Genomic DNA, 18,444 nt, shown 5'->3' on the forward strand with positions numbered 1-18,444 from the left:
AGATTTGGGAACGACATCCCCCTCGGGAAAAACATAACAGAAATCGTGCCCATAAAGGAGCTATCCATGGCAAGTGCAGAAAAGACGCTTCGTCTGATTTTTCCGGATTGGCAGCACGGCGCGAATCCGGGATCGGGGTTCGTGCCCCGGTTTCTGGCAAGCATTGCGCCTCAGGGTGAGCATTCAGAGACCGTTGAAATCACTCCTGGAGATGTGAGCCCGGAGCGGACTCAGAATGAAGTTGTAGCGGCGCGAGCCCTGACCATTCTTTCTCCGGAAGACTTCAAGGTGTGTTACAACGCCGCGCGGGAAGTTCTGGACGCCAAGGCACCGGACCGCGTGATCGCGTTCTCGACGGACGGCGCGGCCTGCGTTGCTCCGATTGATTACCTGAATGAAAAGTACGAGGGATTCGGTGTTCTGTGGCTCGATGTCCATCGTGAGCCGGTAACGCCGGAGCGTTTCTGGCGTAAGCGCGCCGCGCTGTTCAGCACGTTTACCGGTGATGCGGCGCAGATTCCGGGGCTGATGAAGACCTCGATTCCTCCCTCCCGGTTCTTCTTCGTCAGCACGCGAGCCGACGAGGTGCCTCCCGCGGAAGATATCCAGTTCCATCATCTGGAAATCGGCCTCGCGAAGGAGGAAGCGCTTGACGCGGGCAATACCGCGGTTCTGGACTGGCTCAAAGCGTCCGGCATCAAGCACCTGGCTATTCACATCGATTTGGACTCCGTGGGTTCAGCGGATATCCGCTCCGGTATCTACCGTGAGGAAGGTCTGGTTGACCTTTCGGATCCCGATCTCAGTTCGCTTAAGAAGGTGGGCACTCTGCTTAAGGGCGTGAGCGCGGCCGTTGACGTGGTCGGTGTCGGAGTTCTCGAGTATCAGATGCTCGATGCTCCGGAATTCCGGGGCATGATCTCGGATCTGCCCATTTTCAAGGGCTGAACAAGAGTTCTGAGGATTAGCGCTGAGAGGGGACAACCTTTTCAGCGCTTTTTCTTACACGGAAATTTCTTGTTGCTAGACTACCCCTGTTTTCATACTTAATGAATGGAGTTTCAGAGCATGGTTTCATCCGCATCTGTTTTTTCGACCGCTAAATGGCTCGAAGCGCAGTCGCTCCTCTTCAAGGCTGTGGCTGTTCTTTTCGGCTCTCTTATTCTGACGGCCGGTTCCTATATCACGGTTCCGATGGTTCCGGTGCCGATCACGATGCAGACGTTCGCGATTACGGTTGTCGGCGCAGTGTACGGCTGGAGACTCGGCGGTCTCACCGTGCTGTTCTGGCTCATGCAGGGCGCTCTCGGTCTTCCGGTTTTCGCTCCGGGTGCGGTCGGCGGTATCGCCCGCTTCTTCGGCCCGACTGGCGGCTACCTCTTCTCCTTCCCGATCTGCGCCATGCTCACCGGCTGGATGGTTGAGCACGGTTTCAGCGGCCGCAGCTTTGTGAAGGGATTCATCGCGATGCTCGCGGGCAATATTCTCTGCCTGATTATCGGTGGTGCCTGGCTCGCGGTCATGATGGGCTTCGCGAAGGGCATGGCGCTTGGCGTCACCCCGTTCATCGCTGGTGCTTTCACGAAGTCCGTGCTTGGCGCGGCTGTCCTCCTTGGTATCTCTGCCGGTACGAGCCGGAAGCACAACTAAGAAGCTGTTGGGAAGAAAAATGCCGGAACTGTTTTCATACAGTCCGGCATTTCCTCTCAGACAAAGATCCGGACGGGAAACCGCCCGGATTTCTTTTTGCCTGCAGGTCAGGCGTTGAAAGCCGCGTTCAGCGCCTTTTCAATTTCAGCCTTCGGGGCCTTGTAGGTGCCCTGGAGGAATTTCCCGTTTCCGCCTCCGCGTCCGTTCAGAGCCTGGTTGAGCGGCTTGCCGGCTGTCTTGAGATCAGCGGTTTCGGACGCGATCATGTAGTTCCAGGCGGTGTCAGGATCGGAGCCTGGCACCGCAGCGATCACCGCGCAGACATCGGCCTTCTTTTCTTCCGTGAGCAGATTGCAGAAGGTCTTCAGATCTCCCGGTGTCAGCCCTTCCTCTTCAGCAAGCAGGAACTTTCCGCCTGAGGGAAGGGCATCCGCGCGCATTCTGAAGTAGCGGAGGTTAAGTTCAGCGATCTTCGCATCCCGGGCCTGGACTTCCGCGAGCACTTTTCTCACAGCGGCTGAAATTTCGTCCGGTTTCGCGGAGAGCAGCTGAGACACGGCCTGAGCTTCCTCAACCTTCTTCGCGAAACTGCGGAGAGCTCTGCCGCCGCAGACAAATTCGATTCGGACGCCGCCCCGGTGCTTCGAGAGGGTAAGGCATTTGATCATGCCGATCTCCCCCGTCTTCTTCACGTGAGTGCCGCAGCAGGCACAGCGGTCAAGCCCCGGAATGTCGATGATGCGGACGCGTCCCGTGATTTCTTTCTTGCTTCGGTAGTCGAGCGTCTCGAGCTCAGAGGCGGAGGGGAAGAGTTCTTCGACGGGTACATCAGCTGCAACCGCGTCGTTTGCCGCCTTTTCAATCGCCTTCAGCTCTTCCTCAGTCATCGGACCGTTAAAGTCAACTGTGACGATATCGTCATCCATGTGGAAACCCACGTTCTCGTACTTGAATTTCGCGTGCACAAGGCCGGAAAGGACGTGCTCTCCGGTGTGGTTCTGCATGTTATCGAAACGGCGTTCCCAGTCGATCTTTCCTTCGACTTTGGTGCCTGCCTCGAGGGGCTTATCGGTGTAATGAATAATGACGCCCTTCACACGGCGCACATCGGTCACCTGAGCGGCACCGAGCGTTCCATGGTCTGCAGGCTGGCCGCCGCCTTCCGGGTAAAACGCGGTGTCGTCAAGCACTACTTCAAATCCGTTCTTCCCTTCACTGCACGAAGTCACAGTGGCTGCGAATGACTTCAGGTAGGGGTCCTTATAGAACAGTTCGTTCAACTCTTCCATTCGAAATGCATCCTTTCCGATCACTGAAACAATCTGAAGAGGTCAGTGTACTCGCCTAGGTATTACCCGTTTGGGTCAAAGTATTGCCTTTCTTCCCTAGAGTGTTGCAAAAAAGCAACACTTAATTTTTTCATAATCCCTTGAATTGACGCAGAATCACTGAAAGGGAATCAAAATAATACGGTCATCCCGTGGATGATAATCATTCTCTTGTAGTAATATCCTCTTCGTTCAAGGCGAGACGCCTTAATTTTTTAACTCAATTTAGGGTTCCAAATGAAAAAGCACCTCATCGCGGCAGCTACGCTTGCTACGTTTGCCGGCGCCGCCTTTGCGGCTCCGTCCGTTACGCTCTACGGCATTGTTGATACCGGCCTCGGCTATCAGCACCAGAAAGTGACCGGCCAGTCCTCGACCGACGAACTCAGCATGACTTCCAGCGTGAATGAGACCTCCCGCTGGGGCCTGAAGGGTGAAGAGAAGATCGGCAACACCACCGTCTCCTTCAATCTCGCTGACAAGTTCAATACGGACGATGGTACTCAGGCTGATGAAGACGGCCGTCTCTTCGGCCGTGAAGCTCAGGTGAGCCTCTCTGGCCGCTACGGCACCCTGACCGCCGGCCGCATCGGTGCTCTGGGCTCTTCCATCGGCACCTATGACCAGATCTTCGCTGTCGGCGACGCTTTCGACGGCGGTGACTGGGATGTGTTCGGTCTGGCCGCTACCCCCGTTATCGATAACTCCCTCACCTATCAGTCTCCGAAGTTTGCTGGTCTCCAGTTGACCGCCCAGTACTCCTTCAAGTCGAACTCCAAGGCTGACGGTACTGAAGGCCGCAGCTCTGCTGACCGCTATGCCGGCGCTGCCGTGAACTACGAAAACGGCAACTTCCAGGCTGTGCTCGGCTATGAATTCATTGACCGCAGCTCGCTCGACTCTGCGCCCATTACGAAGGACGGCCAGCTGGTTACCCTCGGCGGCAACTACAACTTCGAAGGTGTTGCTCAGGTTTTCGCGATGGGTCAGTACTTCCGCGGCTGGGATGAAGTCGCCGGCCAGAACTACGAAGACCTCGGTCTGACGGGCAAGGGCCTCAAGGGCTGGGGTGCTCACCTCGGCACGATCGTTCCGGTTGCCGGCGGCGACCTGACGGCTGGTCTCTACTACGTTGACGGCGAAACGGGTGACTCCGCTGTCGAAAGCGGTGATAAGGCGAGCGCTGACGTTCAGTACTACGGTGTCGCTGTCCGTTACGTCTACCCGCTTTCCAAGCGTACGTCTGTCTACGCCGGCGCTTCCTATGGCCAGTCCAAGGTCAAGAATGCTGTTGCGATCGACGACACGAAGACCCAGACGACTTCCGTTTACACCGGTGTGTCGTTCAAGTTCTAATAGCGTCTTCCTGACGTATTCCTGAGAAGAAGGGCCGGAGAGGGGATCCTCTCCGGCCCTTCTGCGTGAGTAATCCCTGCATTTCCCGGCATCAGGCGGCAATCCGCCGCCGCATGGTGTATCTTTGACCCCTGACGCGAAAGTCGCCTTTTCCTTCCTAACCTATCCGCTACTCTCCATGGAACCGGTGCAGAAATCTGATCCGAAACCTACCCGATCCGGGATAGAGACACTGCTCAGTCTCCCGGAAAGCATGCAGCTGCCGCCGCCGGACCCGACGACGCCTGAGCATGCCGCGGTGATTTTTTCCGTGTCGGAGAACCCGGGCTACGCAGCACTGGGCTTTTCAAGGATTATCGCGATTGGGGCGCCGGTGGCGTCCTGCGGTCGTGTCGCGGATTCGTGCCGCGGCCGGGTCGATTTTCTTGTGACGCCTGGCAGCGAACGGATCCCCTGTCAGTACGCGGTGGTTGAGGCGGAGAGGCTGCTGTCGGTAAAGGATCCAGGAGATCTCTTTTCCCCGGGCAGCGGGTCTGACGCGGAGGAGGAACCGCTCCTCGTGGTCGCAGGGTATCTGAGAGCGGTCGGTCTTGAAAAAGCGTATCGGGAGGGCCATGCCTCGGAGTACCGGGAGGAGCTGCTCCGTGACGCGGGCCTTTACCGGCTGGAGAGAAAGGTGATTGAGTCTCTCAGGCAGCCCGTTCTCGTGCGTCTGATTCCGGCTGAAAGAGTTTCTCCGGCGCTCGCCGCGTCGTCCAACATGGCGGGGTACGACCTCTCGGAGGTTATCGAGAAACTGCGCCAGGAGGCCGAGAATCCCGGGAAGCAGCCGGAGCTTTTGCCTGAACTCGCCGCCCCTCAGCCGATCCCTGTGCTGTGGCTGGACGCGGAAGGCCGGCCGACACTTGCGTCTCTCCTTGAGTTTGTGAGGCGGCGGCCCGCGTCCGAACAGAAGCATTTCCTCAATACGGAAGGTCTTCCTGTCAAAGGCCTGAAAGCAGCCTTCCTGAAGGCCGAGCTTCTCAGCGCATACGGGGACCGAGCGCGAGGCCTTTTTTCTGACACCATGCATCCGGAGTCAGCCTCCCGGGTGGCAGACGCGCTGCTGGCCGCGCTGCCGCTCGCGACAGCACTGGAAGCAGCCGGAACTCCGGATATTGTCAGGCTTCTCGCTGACGCGGCTGAGTATGCGTCGTCTTTTGCCGAACCGCCCCAGGCTCTGTCAGCCCGCCTGATTCAGGGAGAACTCGCGGTGCAGCCGGCGGTCGAACTCTGGCTTTTCGCGGCGCTGAACGCGGATCAGGCGGACCGGATCGCGTTCTGCCGTTATGCGCGGGGTCTAAGTGAAATGCTCGCGCGCCGTGCCGGCCGGAAAGCGAGACTCACGCTCTCCCGGCAGCTCGCGGCGGATTTCACCGCATGGCTTGAAGAAAAGGTCCCTCCCAGGATGAGCGCCTTCTTACTGCGCTAATATGTATCACGCTCTTCGCGGTGTGACACTTTTCATTCTCATAGGAAGATCCTGACGATGACGCTCCTAGAAGCTGAAATTCAGAATTTCAAATCTTTCCGTGCTCCGGCAGCGGTGTCGCTGGTGAGCAGCGCAAAGTCAAAAAAGGGAAAGAAAGGCAAGGGGGCGAAGACTCTGCCAGTCGCGCTTTTCCTGGGAGCAAATGGAAGCGGAAAATCCAACTTTTTTGCTGCTCTCCGTTTTCTGATTGAATCCGTAAATGAGGGGAAGGTTTCTGAGACCGTCCCGTTCCTTCTCGATGTGGAAAGCCGCCGCCGTCCGACCGTCTTCCGGTTCCGGTTTGGGAACTCCCCGGAATCCTTTTTTACCTACTGTGCGGCGATCCTTGGCCGCGAGGTCCGCGAGGAACTGCTGACCCGGACGGAATCAGGCGCCGAATCCACGGTATTCAGCCGCAATGGGAAAAAGACAGAAGTTCCCGGGCTTTCCGATAGGGACGCGAAACAGGTTCTGCGGAATCTGAGTGATTCGAGGCTCGCCGTCAGCGATCTTCTGAAGAGTGATGATCCGGCGCTTGATTCCCTGAAGCAGTTCTTCACCGGCTTCAGGTTTGAGGATTCCGAGATTCCGGGAACCGCAGCGATTGAGCTTCCGCAGGGGTTCTTCCATCAGAAAGAGATCCGGGACAGGATGACGAAGTACCTGGCGTCGCTTGACCCCAGCATCACGGGACTCACCCTGAAGCGCGGGAGCGGCGCGGCGAACTCCCGGCTCTCTGTCAGCCATTCAGTACCCGGCGGTCTCACGTTCACGCTTCCGCTGGAAGCAGAATCCGCGGGCAGCCAGAAGATGCTCGCTCTCTATTCGAAACTCTTCCCGGTGCTGAAAGAAGGCGGCGTCGCGGTGATCGATGGTCTCAGCGCGAGTCTTCACCCGAGCCTTGTTCAGGATGTGATTTCACTTTTTGAGGCAACTGAAACCAATCCTCATGGCGCGCAGCTGCTTTGCTCGAGCCACGATGCGGTCACACTTCGGGATAAAAGCCTTCCGTCTGACGCGGTGTGGCTGGTGAATAAGGAGCTCGATGGCGGTTCCGGTATCAGCCGGTTCTCCGGGGTTTCCAAAAAGGCGTCGAAACTGGAAGGTCCGAAGCGCGAAAAAGCCTATCTGTCGGGCGACGTCGGAGGTGTCCCCGCGGGGCATGGTCTCCAGGGGCTCGCTGAAGAGGATACGGTTCTCCTGCTCTCAAAGAAAGAGTGGAAGAAGCGGAATAAATAAGGACTGATTTCGGGAGAAAAGAGCCCCGCGGTGAATTTTTCACGCGGGGCTTCTGTGTATCAGGAATCTGGAAATATGAGAATCAGTGCCTGCCGTGGCGGCCTGAGGTGTCAGTGGCCTTCCGTTCCGATGCCCGGAAATCCCAGGGTGGCGTGGGAGAGGCGTCCTTCCAGAGACCGAGTTTCGCGGACTTGGCAGCGTCCTCAGCCGCCTCGTAAGCCTTGCGATCGGCAGGGGCCACGTCCTTCGCATAGTGGCGGTAGAACCAGGCGCTGCCGCTCTTTATCTGCTCAAGGTTGATGTTCTTCCCATCGAGCAGCACTTTGCCTACGATCCGGCCATAGCGGTCGTTGCCGTTATAGTCGACCGTGACCTGCTTCCGGTACACCAGACGGTCGAGGTTCTGACGTGAGTCCTGACCGAACGCCTGATTCTTTTCCGGCGCGTCGATTCCAAGGAACCTCACGCGGTAACGGGTGCCATTCTGCGCGAGAACGGTCACGGTGTCGCCGTCCGCCACCTTCACAACCTGCCCGGTCAGCGTTGCGGCGTGGCTGTGCGGAGCCGCGGCTCCGAGAAGAATAGCAATCGGAAGAACCCAGTTGAGAAGCGTCGTGCGGTTCATGTTTGTGTCTGATATAAAAAAGAATTCCTTGAGGGCGGTATTCTAGAGTTTCACGGATTTTTCGGTAGGGGGAAGGAACCCGAATTTACGGAAAACTGCCTGAGCTTTGTCTGAAAGCAAAAACTCCGCGAATGCGTCGCAATTCTTCGTGGGACATTTCCCTGATCTCGGATGGCACGCCCCGAAGAGAATCTCAGGCATCACTTCGTCCGGGATTTCATAAATCACAAGTCCTTCCTTTTTCATCCGGTCAGTGTCGCTTGCGTAGACCACGGCAGTGTCCACTCCGTGCCGCAGCATGAAGCCTGCGGCGGTTTCCCCCCGCAGATCTTCTGCCGTATGGTTCCCGCCGACCAGAGGGATCGCGTGCTGGCTGATGATGGAGGCGCCAGGTTCACTCCTGTAGACCTTGGCAACGTTTTTAAAGAGGACCTTGGCCCAGTCGCCTTCGGGTGAAACATTCGGCGTGCTGATGCCGATTGTGATCGAGGGATCCGTAAGCAGCGAGAGCCAGGTGCTCCGCATAAACCGACGCTCCTCTCTGGAGACGACAACCAGCCGGTTCCGGGCGTAGACAAAGCCCTTTGTGGCCTTCAGCGCGGTGAGCAGGGCTTTCGGATGTCCGGTATCAGCGGAGCAGAAGATATCGCAGGGAAGGTTCCCCTCGATTTCAGTACGGAGAAAGCCTGAGTGTCCGAGTTTGACAATGACTTCCGTGCCGGTTTCTTCCTGAAAGAGGGAAGCCAGTTCAGGGGCTGCCCGGTCGAGACTCTGGGCTGCGAAGAGGTTGAGAGGGTTGGCGCTTGCCATGGGTTGAGTCACCTTTTTGTAATGCGGGAAGCACCGGCAGACTTTTCCGCAGGCGCAATCGTTTCAATCAGTTCAGCTGCTATCTTAAGGCACACATTCGAGTCCGCAAGAATGTCGCCCGAAATCTGGAAGATATCCTCCACCCGCTCGCCCAGCGTCGAAATCTTGGCGGTCTGAAGGTTCACGCCGAAACGGGAGAGAACGCTTGAGATGGCGTAGAGGAGACCGAGTCTGTCGTTGCAGGAGAGCGTCAGCAGGTACGTGGTGCCGCTCGCATCCGGTTCGATCAGCACCTGAGGACGGATCGGGAAGTGCTTGGAGCGGCGGGAGAGCGGTCCAAGGCGTACCGGCGGCAGCGCCCGCCGCCCTGAAAGGGAGTCTAGGATATTTGAGGACGCGATTTCAAAAACTTCCTGCGGCTCCGGCCGTTTCCCGGCGTCCATCGCGAGGAAGGTATCCAGAGCCTTGCCGTCACGCGTTGTGTGAATCCGGGCATCAAGAACCGAGAGGCTCGACTTCTGAAGGGCTGACACGAGTTTCAGGAAGAGCCCCTTTTCATCATCCGCGCAGACCAGCACTTCATACATCCGATGCGGTGTCATCCGGACACGGACAAGCGGGAATTCTCCGTTTGAGCGGCAGAGCTCAGTCGCGTGCCAGGCAATATCTTCCGGGGTATGCCGGAGGAAATAGGCGACATCCAGCTTTTCCCAGAGCTTCGTGCAGTCTTCTTCCGTGAGACCCGACGCCATCGCGATATCAAGCGCGGTGCTTTTCCTCATTTCCAGAATGGAACTGCGGGTCGGGGCGGCACCGCCGAGAAGGGCGGCCGCGTGAAAGTAGAGCCGCTCAAGAAGCTGTCCCTTCCAGTTATTCCAGACCTTTGGACCAGTTGCGCGGATATCCGAAACGGTCAGCAGATAGAGTGCCTTCAGCCGGTCGGAAGTCCCCACGCGGTCAGCAAACCGCTGCAGCACCGCGGGGTCCGAGATATCTTCTTTCTGGGCTACATGACTCATAGTGAGATGGTCGCGGACAAGGAAGGCAATAAACTCGGTGTCCTCCGGGGTAATGCCGTAACTGCGGCAGAATTCCCGCACTTCCTCCTCACCGATTTTCGAATGATCCCCGCCGCGGCCTTTGCCGATATCGTGAAAGAGCGCCGCGACGATCAGACGCCAGGTGTCGGGGAGCTCCGCCATCAGCTGCGAAAGAAGCGGAAACTCATGCGCGTGTTCGGCGTACACCAGGTGCCTGAGCCCGCGGATCACCTGAATCGTATGCTGATCAACCGTGTACACGTGGAATAGGTCATGCTGCATCTGCCCGTCAATCCGGGCCCAGGGGGGAAGAATATGATCTAGGATCCCCCAGGTATTCATGTTCCGGAGTGTCCGGTAGACGCCCTTATCCAGCTTCAGGATATCGAGAAAGATCTTCCGGCCTTCGTCTGTCGGCGCGAGATTGACGTCAGGGTTTCGGAGTGTATGCCAGAGCGCCCGAAGGAGCGCCGTGCTTTCGCGCGAAATCCCGGGCCAGGTCGCCCGCAGGTAAAACGCCCGCAGCATCGCCTCCGGGTGACGATCAAATACCCCGCGGCGCAGCAGATCCAGCTCTTCCCCCCAGAGACCGAATTCGGAATCGATCGGGCGGATCGGAGCCGCGTTTTTCCCCGTGTATTTTTCAGACAGCACCTGAAGAAGGATGAGTGAAAGCTGAATCACGGACTTCGCGTTCCGGTAGTAGCTCTTCATCAGAGCTTCGGAAGCCCGGAATGCCTCGCTGTCCTTGAAACCCAGGTCTGCAGCGACCGCGGCCTGCAGATCAAAGAGCAGCCGGTCCTCATGCCGATGGGCTTCGATATGGAGGTAAACGCGCAGTTTCTGCAGAAAAACCATCGCGCGGCGGAGCTCTGCCGCCTCTTTCGTTGTGATCAGTCCATGAGCGGCAAAATCCTGAAGGGATTTTCCGAAACCGGATGCCCGCGCGACCCACATAAAGACCTGCAGGTCCCGAAGACCCCCGGGATTCTCTTTGACGTTGGGTTCGAGCGCGTAGGGGGAGTCACCGGCCCGGGCATGCCGTTGATGCATTTCGAGCATCTTGTCGCGGAAAAAGTCGCGCGGTACCAGCTGCATCGTGAATTCACACTGGAATTCATCGAAGAGCGCACGGCTCCCGCCGATAAACCGCGACTCCAGAAGAGAGGTGCAGACCGTGATGTCACTTGCGGCAGCGAGGCACTCGGTCACGGTTCGTTCGGTAGCGCCTACGGTGAGACCGAGATCCCAGAGCGATGTAATAAAGCTCTGAATTGGAGAGCGTTCCTCTTCCGTCAGACCCGGCGGCACGAGAACGAGAAGATCAAGGTCAGAGTAGGGGAACATTTCCGCGCGGCCGTAACCGCCGACTGCAACAAGCGCGATGCCGTCCGGCAGGGTGTGTGCGGCAAACTCCCGGAGTACGGCGCGGTCTGTGGCAGCGCTTGTGGACGAAAGAAGCTTTGCGCTGTCATGATCGCGTTTGAATGCTTCGATCAGCTGCTCCCGTTCTGCATCGAAGATACGGCGGTTTTCGGATACCATGCGCATGGAAATTAGAGCCCTCCAGAAGAGATAGGTCTATTTTGCATCACCTTGGGAGCAGCCTGCCGGTGGAGAACCAGCTCTGCGTCCCATATGGCGGTGATCGTAGTTTAGAATCATCAGATAACACAAAAATTCCGCTTCCCCGGAAGGCGAAATGCCCGGCGGAATTTAAGAACGAAATGAGGTTTCCATGCAGTCCCGTCTTGCCGGTCCGATTCTTATTCTCTTAAGCGCGCTCTGCTTCTCGGTTACGGGAACGCTTCAGGCGCTCGCTCCGGCCGGAGCGACCCCGTGGGTGATTGCCGAGGTCCGGATGGTAACGTCGGCCTTCTTCCTTTTTCTGTGGTGCGCCGCGACCGGAAAACTCCCGAAGCTCACAGCGGACCTTCCCTGGCGCGCCATCATTATCTGCGCCTGCTGCACGTGTCTTTATCAGCTCTTCTTCTTTTTCGGAGCGCTGAAGCTTGGTGTGGCGGTGGGCACCGTGGTCTGTGTCGGCGCGACACCGATCATGTCAGCGATTGTGGCGAAATTCGTGCTCGGTCATTCACCGCGGCCAATCTGGTACGTCGCCACGCTGATCGCAGTGGTCGGAATCGGGCTTCTCAATATCAAAAGCTTTGAGGCCGGGAATCTTGGCTGGGTCATCGTGCCGCTTTTGGGCGCCATGGTCTACGGTATCTATATGAACGCGAGTCCTGAGGTGTCCTCTCATATGCAGCCTGAGGCGGGCATCATGATCGGACTCTGCATGATCAGCGTGATGCTCGCACCGGTTCTGGTGCTCTTTCCGATTGACTGGATCTGGAGTTCACCCCGGGGGCTTCTCGTCTCGGCCGCGTTTGGTATTGCGGGGGGACTTGGTTTCGGGCTTTTCTTCCTTGGCATGAAAACGACGGCGCCGGTTGTGTCGGCAACGCTTTCGCTTGCAGAGCCGATGGGAGCAGCCTGCCTCGGTATTTTCCTTCTGGGTGAAGACAGCAGTCTTCCGACAATCGCCGGTATCGCGCTCATCATCGGCGCGATTCTGATCCTGATTCTCGATGGCGCGAGGGTAGAGAAGGAAGCGAAAAAGGCAGCAGGCTAAAGCTGCCGGTAAATCTCAACAGGAAGCTGTGAGGGTTCAGACCGGGATGAAGCCGAGGTTCGGTGCCTGAACCTTGAAAACCGGACGCTGCCTCTCCGGAAGTGCCTTGAGAAATAGGCTTCCGCGATATCGAAGACATCTGGGGCTAGCGCGAGAAAGTCGAGCCGGATGCCCGCTCTTCCATAGAGGAACCCGAGCGGGACGAAAAAAGCGGTTTCGTTTCCAAGGTCACGAAGGAGTTTCCGGCAGGTTTTCTCATTCCCTGTTACCTCGCCGGAGATGAGGAACGCACCGCAGACAGCTCCGGCCGCGAGAAACGGCGTGTCGCCCGCGGATCCCTGAATGAAAGCCCGGGAAAAACCGGGTAAACGGGTTGCACCTTCCTCAAGACCTGAAAAAAGCGGTTCATTACTGGCTGAATCCGGAACCCGGTATCTGGTCTCACTTTCGAGAAGCTGATCGGGGTCAGAAAGTTTTTCCCAGTCCTTTTCTGAGAATCGGGTTCTCAGGGCGGCGGCGAACGCCTGAGCGCTCAGAAAACGCCCCTCTTCCTCATCAGAAGTTATGGCAGGAAACGCGGTGAGGCACCGCATTGCACGGATTTCTCCGATCGCCCGGGCGGCTGTCATAAAGGCTGCCGCGGCGCGTTCTGCGGGATCCTGAATGACCGAGAGTGCTTCTGAGTGGATGGAGACTGAAGCGCATCTGTCATCTGAAAATCCATTTACCCTAAAGAGCGCGTCCCGTACCGGCAGAAGCCCGCCGGATGGCAGACGGACAGGGGCCGCGGATGCCGGTATTCCGAGAGTCAGTGTCAGATCTCGTTCAGCATCATCCGGAGCGAGTTTGATGAGAACGTCGAGCAGAATCGCGGTCTCCCGGACCCCGAAGGAGGAGAAGGCTATGCTGCGGGCGTCGGATTCTGCCCAGGCAGGAAACCCCTGATCGCCGAAAATCCGGACCAGAAGGGGTGATGGGTCTTCTCCCGCCGCGGCCGCTTCCCAGAATTCCGCCGCATGGGCGGCAAAAGGATGTCGGAAGAGCGGAAGGACTGTGCGGCTCGCGGTTTCTTCGAGCGCCTTTGCCGCCTCGTTTCCGGCTGGGCTCTCGGGAGGAAGCAGCGACCTGGCTTCGGAAAGAGCAGACTCAGCAGCATCCCACTGATCCAGGGCCAGTCTGGCGAGTCCCGAGAGGAGCAGGGCGCGCGGGTGAAGCGCAGGCGTTCTGAGAGGGGAGGGAAGAAGTGACAGGGCCCGCAGCGCAGCATCCCTGCTGGCGTCCTGCTGGTCCTTCAGCAGGGCTTCGGCGAGAAGCAGACAGACTTCAGGATCTGACTCAGCGGAATGGGGTACAGGGAGCCGAAGAAGCGCGTGCCAGAGATTCTGTGAACGAAGAGTCCGCGCCTGGGAAAGCCAGTCTTCAGACTTTTCTTCCGCGGACTCCGTCATGATGCGGAAATTCTCTTAAAAGGCGATCTTAAGAGACTGGCCGTCGACCGCCTGGCCCTTCCCTTCGGAAATGGCGAAGTTTTCTCCTTCCTTCAGGCCGATCGTATCGCCGTTCTTCAGCTTGACGTGATAGTCGAGCATGTACGTGGCGGCGGTAGTCAGCATTTCGAAGATTTCCTGCGGCTCCCGGAGAGAATTGAGGATTTCAACTTCTTCGCACCCGAGTTTCGAGAGACCGAAGGTATAGCCATTCATGGTCTGCCCCTCGTTCTCGGTGTAGACGCCGAAGTAAACGAGATTCATCACCGGAACGCGGTGCCCTTCACAGCCGGAGGCGGCGGATTCCGAGTAGAAGCGCGGAGACATCACGGTTCCGCAGGTAAGAACAGCGGTGGCTGCCGCCTGCCGGAGAATGGAAGCAGTGAGCTTCACCGCGAGCGTCGCGGCAACGACCGGATCCGTGTTGTTATGCTGCACGGTGACCGTAACGTAGGCCTTATGCTCTTTTGCGGCCGTGACAGCGCCGTCCCAAAGGTAATTGGTGAGCGCCTCACGCTCAGCCTTTCCGTCTTCGACCGGAACCGGGGTCATGAAGACAGAAACCATCATGCCGCCGATCATCGTAACGACAGAGCCGTTCTCCTCTCCGATGTCGGTCGCGGGGATTTCAAAACCCCAGTCAGCTTTCAGATTCTGCACATACTGCTTCGCAGAGAATTCAGGGCGTGAAAGGAGGACCGTCGTCAGTGTGGCGGCGGAGTGCTGAGGCTTGTTATCGGTCGTTGCGTTCATTTCTTTTTTCTGGTAATTGGAAATAAGTTGCGGTGAGGTATCGTAGCGCATGTTCCGCGATGAACAAAGAAAAGCTCCGGTCCCTTTTTAAGGGAACCGGAGCTTTGCCTTTAATGCTTCAGTTTTCTACCGATCAGTCAAGCAGGAGCATGACGCCGGTGATCACGAAAATTGCCACGAAGTTGATCAGAATACCTGCTCTGAACATATCCGCGATTTTGATCTTGCCGGTACCGAAGACGATCGCGTTAGGCGGCGTCGAAATCGGCAGGATGAAGGTTGCGGAAGCTGCAAGGGCAGTACCCATCAGGATCGGCTGCGGCGGAAGGCCAAGGGCATTGGCGACAGCGGCGAGCAGCGGCATCATCATTGCGGCCAGGGCGGTATTCGAGGTAACGCCGGTGGCGAAGGTGACGATGAAGACCACACCGAAGAGCACGACCGGGAACGGAGAGCCAGCAAGGACAGCAACCTGAGCACCGATCAGCTGGGCAACGCCCGTGTGCTGAATAGCAGAGGCGAGAGACAGACCGCCGCCGAAGAGGAGCAGCACGTCCCAGGAAATCGCTTCATTTGCGGTCTTCCAGTCCATAGCCATCGTACCCTTGCGGTCAACCGGGATCAGGAAGGGAACAATGCCCATACCCATGGCGATCACAGCATCCGTGAGGTACTTGAAGGGCTGCCAGCCGTCGATGTTGATACCGCGGAGCTGAGCGCCGGAGAACCAGAGGACAGCGGCGATCAGGAAGCAGAGACCCACAGCCTTTTCACCGGTGGAGAGCTTGCCCATGCTGCGCAGTTCGTTTCGCACCCATTCCTTGCCGCCAGGAACCGATCCGCCCATATTGCGGAACATCAGTCCGGTAAGAACAAAGAAGGAGACAATGAAGAGCAGCAGGGTAACCGGAACACCAACCTTCATCCAGCTCGCGATGCTCACAACCTGGCCGTAGGTCTGCTCCATAAAGCGCATGTAAATGCCGTTAGGGGGCGAACCGATCAGGGTAGCCATGCCGCCGATTGAGGCGCCGTAGGCAAGAGCAAGCAGAATGCAGAGCGAGAAATTACGTTCGTGCGTAACCGCATCAGGATCGCCAGCCGCCTTCGTCGAGTGGACGAGCGTGATCAGAGCCATCGCGACCGGCAGCATCATGGCAGCCGTTGCCGTGTTGCTCATGAAGGCAGAGATGAACGTGGTGGTCAGCATCAGGCCGAAAACCATCCGCTTCGGAGTCGTGCCGACGAAACTCATCACGACGAGCGCGATGCGGCGGTCAAGACCCCAGCGCATCACGCCGCCAGCGAGCATGAACGCACCGAGGAAGAGGAACACGGTATCCGAGGCGTAAGGCGCCATAGCGGCGCTGACCTTGGTAACCTGGAAAAGCGGGAAGAGCACCATCGGCAGCATGGAAGTTACTGCGATAGGCACTGTTTCAAAGCACCACCAGATGGCCATCCAGACAAGGACGCCAAGACAGGCACGGCCCGCGGAAGAGAATTGCGCGACCGAACCATCTGCAAGGCTATAGGTCGATGGCATTGAAAAATAAATCAGTGCGCAGAGCAGCGGCCCCGCAATCATCGACCCGTAGCGCATCAGCATATGCCGTCGCTGGGCGATTGTTTCAGACATGATGAGAACCCCTTAATGGTTTCAGAATCAGTAGCCTTTCCGTTCCCTGTTTTCGCGGGTTTGCCGAAAGGTTAGATTCATCATGTCTCAGAAACCGAATGTAAATCTTTGACATTCATCAAAACAAAAACAAAGTCTTTACAATTTCGGTAACCCTACCACATATACGCTACGGAGGATGTTTCAGTAGGCTTAGCCTTGGATCAAGACAAATACCTTCTAATGCCGGGGAAGTTAATATTTGGTGAATTATCAAATCAAGTGCAAAGTTACTGAATAAAAGACTTCAGCCGGACACTTCCAATTGAGACGTTTTCTGGGTCTGAAATTCAGAGCATTGAACCGTTTCTGAACTTCTGTCTGAGAAATTTTATCGATACTCATTCCTTTTGGGAAAAAGTCTCTAAGAAGTCCGTTTGTATTTTCATTACTTCCTTTCTCCCATGGATGATGAGGCAAGCAGAAATACACTTTGGTTCTGAGATCTTTCTCCAGTTTTTCAGCCCAGGAAAATTCTTTTCCGCGATCTACGGTAATCGTACGCAGATCCTTATCTGACAGAGATTTCTCAATTACGGCAGACACATCGGCCGCAGTCTTGGAAGCGGTTTTCCCGCCACAGAGAAAGCCGGACTTCCTATCGACCAGAGTCGTGAGGCAGGCTCCGCCCTTTTTTCCGATGACGGTATCGCCTTCCCAATCCCCCAGGCAAGATCTGTTCTGAGCTTCCAGGGGTCGCTCTTCAATGCTGTGAGTGATCTGGATCTTTCCTCGCCTCTCGGTCATGCCTTTACGGTGACGCGTTTTACCGTGGTGTCGCAGGTGTCGGGACATCTTTCGGCCATCCACAAAGCGATCCAGAAAGCCAGAATTGATTCCTCGGTAGATTGTCGTGGCGCTGATCCTTAGATTCGGCAGCTCCTTTCTGAGACGGTATTGAATCTGCTCCGGAGACCAGAATTTCTTAACCAGCAGATTTGAGACAATCCTTGTCAGCAACGAGTCAGACTTCAGAATGTTTCTCTTTCCGCAATGCTTTCTCTGTCTCTGATATCGGGCCTGCGCGGCACAGGGATCATAGGCAGCTGAAGCCCCATCCTGGGCCGATACAGCCTTGTTTCGCTTCAGTTCGCGGGAGATCGTAGAAACATTTTTCCCAATCGCACATGCAATTTCAGACAGGGATTTGCCTGAAATCGTTAAAGCCGAAATAAATACTCTGTCCCGAAGAGTAAGATGATGATAGTGGCTCATGAGCTCCCTCTATAGTTATCTTGACAATCTCTATTATGGAAGCTTTATGGGCCACTATTCTTTTCTCAGGCTTTGCACTTGAAGTGATAATTCGCCTTTTAAAATAATTTCCGCGCAGTTGAATCTATCCCGAAAGGGATATTTTCCGTAATCCAATTATTGCTACTGGAGCCCCCATGAAATCCTTTCAGATCTTCCTTATTGCTGTTGTGGTGCTGGCAGCCGCGGTGTATTTCACAGCCGGACGGGCAAATCGTCCGAAAGGGGTTTCTGCGATGAAGCTCGAAGCGCTTGCGGATGCCGCGGAGAAGGGAAACCCGGAGGCTGCGCTCGAAGCTGCGGTGAGGTACGGCTTTGGCATCCGGGGTGTGAAGGAGGATTGGAAAGAGTCTTATGTCTGGGCCTCGCAGGCCGCGAAGGAAGGAAATGAAGATGCCCTGGCCGCGAAAGCCGAAATGGAGGTACGGGGGCTGGGAGCCATGGAAGAGGGACAGGCCGCAGTGGATCAGATATCCGCTCTGGCCGCAGGAGGCAACGCCGGAGCGCTGTATGCGGTGGGATTCGGGAAAATGATGTCTGAAAACGCCCCTACGCGGCGTGAAGGAGCTGCTCAGATCAGAGCGGCGGCAGATAAAGGTCTGCCCAGGGCGCAGTATCTCCTTGGGCTCCTCATGCTGAAGGGAGATCCGGATGCGGGGATCGATAAAAATGAAGCGGAAGGAGCGCGGCTGATTGAAAAGGCGGCCAAGGGGGCGGAGCCGGACGCGCTTGCGGCTATTGGACTCTGCTACCTGAAGGGAATCGGGGTGCCGTCAGATTCGCTTGAAGCCTATACCTGGCTCGCGGTGGCCGCTGAGGAAAATGATCGGTGGCAGAAAGCCAAAACAGAAGCCGCATCCGGTATCAGCGGAGAAGCGGAGAGGGACGCACTGCCGGCTGTAACCTTTACGCGACGCGAATATGGCCCCGGGAAATATCACCCGAATCTCGCGGCTCATGCCGCAGAATATAAGCGTCCATTTCCCGGATTTCCCGGAGAATAAAATTTCAGGCGGACTGGATATACAGGAAGCCGGTTTTAGGATCCTAAATTCCCGCTCTGTTAGCTGTATTTTTTA

The 18,444-nt window shown here is 56.8% G+C and carries 15 protein-coding genes; 7 read left to right on the forward strand and 8 right to left on the reverse strand.

The window, feature by feature from the left end:
- Positions 1-66: 66 nt before the first annotated feature.
- Both M4NBBH2_RS06655 and M4NBBH2_RS06660 read left to right on the forward strand, forming a co-directional pair.
- Positions 67-948, forward strand: a complete 882-nt coding sequence (locus tag M4NBBH2_RS06655; RefSeq protein ID WP_116270212.1) for an arginase family protein — start codon at positions 67-69, stop codon at positions 946-948.
- A 120-nt stretch (positions 949-1,068) separates the two neighbouring features.
- Positions 1,069-1,650 carry a biotin transporter BioY gene (locus tag M4NBBH2_RS06660; RefSeq protein WP_116270213.1) on the forward strand — a complete coding sequence of 194 codons (582 nt, stop codon included), beginning with the start codon at positions 1,069-1,071 and terminating at the stop codon, positions 1,648-1,650.
- Between the two features lie 107 nt (positions 1,651-1,757).
- Here M4NBBH2_RS06660 and M4NBBH2_RS06665 read toward each other — a convergent pair whose 3' ends face one another.
- Positions 1,758-2,939 carry an alanyl-tRNA editing protein gene (locus M4NBBH2_RS06665; RefSeq protein ID WP_116270214.1) on the reverse strand — a complete coding sequence of 394 codons (1,182 nt, stop codon included), beginning with the start codon at positions 2,937-2,939 and terminating at the stop codon, positions 1,758-1,760.
- A gap of 276 nt (positions 2,940-3,215) precedes the next feature.
- Here M4NBBH2_RS06665 and M4NBBH2_RS06670 point away from each other — a divergent pair, with 276 nt between their 5' ends.
- The 3 genes from M4NBBH2_RS06670 to M4NBBH2_RS06680 all read left to right on the forward strand — a co-directional run bounded on the left by M4NBBH2_RS06670 (position 3,216) and on the right by M4NBBH2_RS06680 (position 7,083).
- Entirely contained in the window at positions 3,216-4,334 is a 1,119-nt protein-coding gene (locus M4NBBH2_RS06670; protein WP_116270215.1) for a porin, read from the forward strand.
- Positions 4,335-4,521: 187 nt separating this feature from the next.
- Positions 4,522-5,805 (forward strand): hypothetical protein, encoded by a 1,284-nt coding sequence (locus tag M4NBBH2_RS06675; RefSeq protein ID WP_125064648.1) that lies wholly within the window; start codon positions 4,522-4,524, stop codon positions 5,803-5,805.
- 57 nt (positions 5,806-5,862) lie between these two features.
- Positions 5,863-7,083 (forward strand): AAA family ATPase, encoded by a 1,221-nt coding sequence (locus M4NBBH2_RS06680; protein ID WP_116270217.1) that lies wholly within the window; start codon positions 5,863-5,865, stop codon positions 7,081-7,083.
- Between the two features lie 82 nt (positions 7,084-7,165).
- Here the strand turns inward: M4NBBH2_RS06680 and M4NBBH2_RS06685 are convergent, their stop codons facing one another.
- The 3 genes from M4NBBH2_RS06685 to glnD are packed head-to-tail and all read right to left on the reverse strand — an operon-like array spanning position 7,166 to position 11,109.
- Positions 7,166-7,708, reverse strand: coding sequence for a thermonuclease family protein (locus M4NBBH2_RS06685; RefSeq protein WP_116270218.1), 543 nt, complete (start codon positions 7,706-7,708; stop codon positions 7,166-7,168).
- Between the two features lie 42 nt (positions 7,709-7,750).
- Complete coding sequence (locus M4NBBH2_RS06690; protein WP_116270219.1) at positions 7,751-8,518, reverse strand: substrate-binding domain-containing protein; 768 nt, start codon at positions 8,516-8,518, stop codon at positions 7,751-7,753.
- Positions 8,519-8,526: 8 nt separating this feature from the next.
- Entirely contained in the window at positions 8,527-11,109 is a 2,583-nt protein-coding gene (glnD, locus tag M4NBBH2_RS06695) for a [protein-PII] uridylyltransferase (RefSeq protein ID WP_116270220.1), read from the reverse strand.
- 187 nt (positions 11,110-11,296) lie between these two features.
- Here glnD and M4NBBH2_RS06700 point away from each other — a divergent pair, with 187 nt between their 5' ends.
- Entirely contained in the window at positions 11,297-12,193 is an 897-nt protein-coding gene (locus tag M4NBBH2_RS06700) for a DMT family transporter (RefSeq protein ID WP_116270221.1), read from the forward strand.
- Here M4NBBH2_RS06700 and M4NBBH2_RS06705 read toward each other — a convergent pair.
- The 4 genes from M4NBBH2_RS06705 to M4NBBH2_RS06720 all read right to left on the reverse strand — a co-directional run bounded on the left by M4NBBH2_RS06705 (position 12,190) and on the right by M4NBBH2_RS06720 (position 17,326).
- Positions 12,190-13,641 carry a tetratricopeptide repeat protein gene (locus M4NBBH2_RS06705; protein WP_116270222.1) on the reverse strand — a complete coding sequence of 484 codons (1,452 nt, stop codon included), beginning with the start codon at positions 13,639-13,641 and terminating at the stop codon, positions 12,190-12,192. The genes M4NBBH2_RS06700 and M4NBBH2_RS06705 overlap by 4 nt on opposite strands.
- A 15-nt stretch (positions 13,642-13,656) precedes the next feature.
- Entirely contained in the window at positions 13,657-14,433 is a 777-nt protein-coding gene (locus tag M4NBBH2_RS06710; protein WP_118076484.1) for a DUF4261 domain-containing protein, read from the reverse strand.
- A 133-nt stretch (positions 14,434-14,566) separates the two neighbouring features.
- Complete coding sequence (locus M4NBBH2_RS06715) at positions 14,567-16,072, reverse strand: SLC13 family permease (protein WP_116270224.1); 1,506 nt, start codon at positions 16,070-16,072, stop codon at positions 14,567-14,569.
- 252 nt (positions 16,073-16,324) lie between these two features.
- Positions 16,325-17,326 (reverse strand): IS30 family transposase, encoded by a 1,002-nt coding sequence (locus tag M4NBBH2_RS06720; protein ID WP_116269326.1) that lies wholly within the window; start codon positions 17,324-17,326, stop codon positions 16,325-16,327.
- Between the two features lie 176 nt (positions 17,327-17,502).
- On the opposite strand from M4NBBH2_RS06720, the gene M4NBBH2_RS06725 reads away from it, so the two are divergent.
- Positions 17,503-18,369 (forward strand): tetratricopeptide repeat protein, encoded by an 867-nt coding sequence (locus M4NBBH2_RS06725; protein ID WP_116270225.1) that lies wholly within the window; start codon positions 17,503-17,505, stop codon positions 18,367-18,369.
- The last annotated feature ends 75 nt before the right edge of the window (positions 18,370-18,444 follow it).

The organism is Mesosutterella multiformis, assembly GCF_003402575.1.
Taxonomy (GTDB): Bacteria; Pseudomonadota; Gammaproteobacteria; order Burkholderiales; family Burkholderiaceae_F; genus Mesosutterella; species Mesosutterella multiformis.

Excerpts from the sequence above, each read along its gene's own strand:
- M4NBBH2_RS06680 (WP_116270217.1), top strand. The coding sequence starts at position 5,863 with ATGACGCTCCTAGAAGCTGAAATTCAGAATTTCAAATCTTTCCGTGCT.
- glnD (WP_116270220.1), bottom strand. The coding sequence starts at position 11,109 with ATGCGCATGGTATCCGAAAACCGCCGTATCTTCGATGCAGAACGGGAG.
- M4NBBH2_RS06685 (WP_116270218.1), bottom strand. The coding sequence starts at position 7,708 with ATGAACCGCACGACGCTTCTCAACTGGGTTCTTCCGATTGCTATTCTT.
- M4NBBH2_RS06725 (WP_116270225.1), top strand. The coding sequence starts at position 17,503 with ATGAAATCCTTTCAGATCTTCCTTATTGCTGTTGTGGTGCTGGCAGCC.
- M4NBBH2_RS06665 (WP_116270214.1), bottom strand. The coding sequence starts at position 2,939 with ATGGAAGAGTTGAACGAACTGTTCTATAAGGACCCCTACCTGAAGTCA.
- M4NBBH2_RS06690 (WP_116270219.1), bottom strand. The coding sequence starts at position 8,518 with ATGGCAAGCGCCAACCCTCTCAACCTCTTCGCAGCCCAGAGTCTCGAC.
- M4NBBH2_RS06660 (WP_116270213.1), top strand. The coding sequence starts at position 1,069 with ATGGTTTCATCCGCATCTGTTTTTTCGACCGCTAAATGGCTCGAAGCG.
- M4NBBH2_RS06700 (WP_116270221.1), top strand. The coding sequence starts at position 11,297 with ATGCAGTCCCGTCTTGCCGGTCCGATTCTTATTCTCTTAAGCGCGCTC.
- M4NBBH2_RS06705 (WP_116270222.1), bottom strand. The coding sequence starts at position 13,641 with ATGACGGAGTCCGCGGAAGAAAAGTCTGAAGACTGGCTTTCCCAGGCG.
- M4NBBH2_RS06655 (WP_116270212.1), top strand. The coding sequence starts at position 67 with ATGGCAAGTGCAGAAAAGACGCTTCGTCTGATTTTTCCGGATTGGCAG.
- M4NBBH2_RS06670 (WP_116270215.1), top strand. The coding sequence starts at position 3,216 with ATGAAAAAGCACCTCATCGCGGCAGCTACGCTTGCTACGTTTGCCGGC.
- M4NBBH2_RS06715 (WP_116270224.1), bottom strand. The coding sequence starts at position 16,072 with ATGTCTGAAACAATCGCCCAGCGACGGCATATGCTGATGCGCTACGGG.
- M4NBBH2_RS06720 (WP_116269326.1), bottom strand. The coding sequence starts at position 17,326 with ATGAGCCACTATCATCATCTTACTCTTCGGGACAGAGTATTTATTTCG.
- M4NBBH2_RS06710 (WP_118076484.1), bottom strand. The coding sequence starts at position 14,433 with ATGAACGCAACGACCGATAACAAGCCTCAGCACTCCGCCGCCACACTG.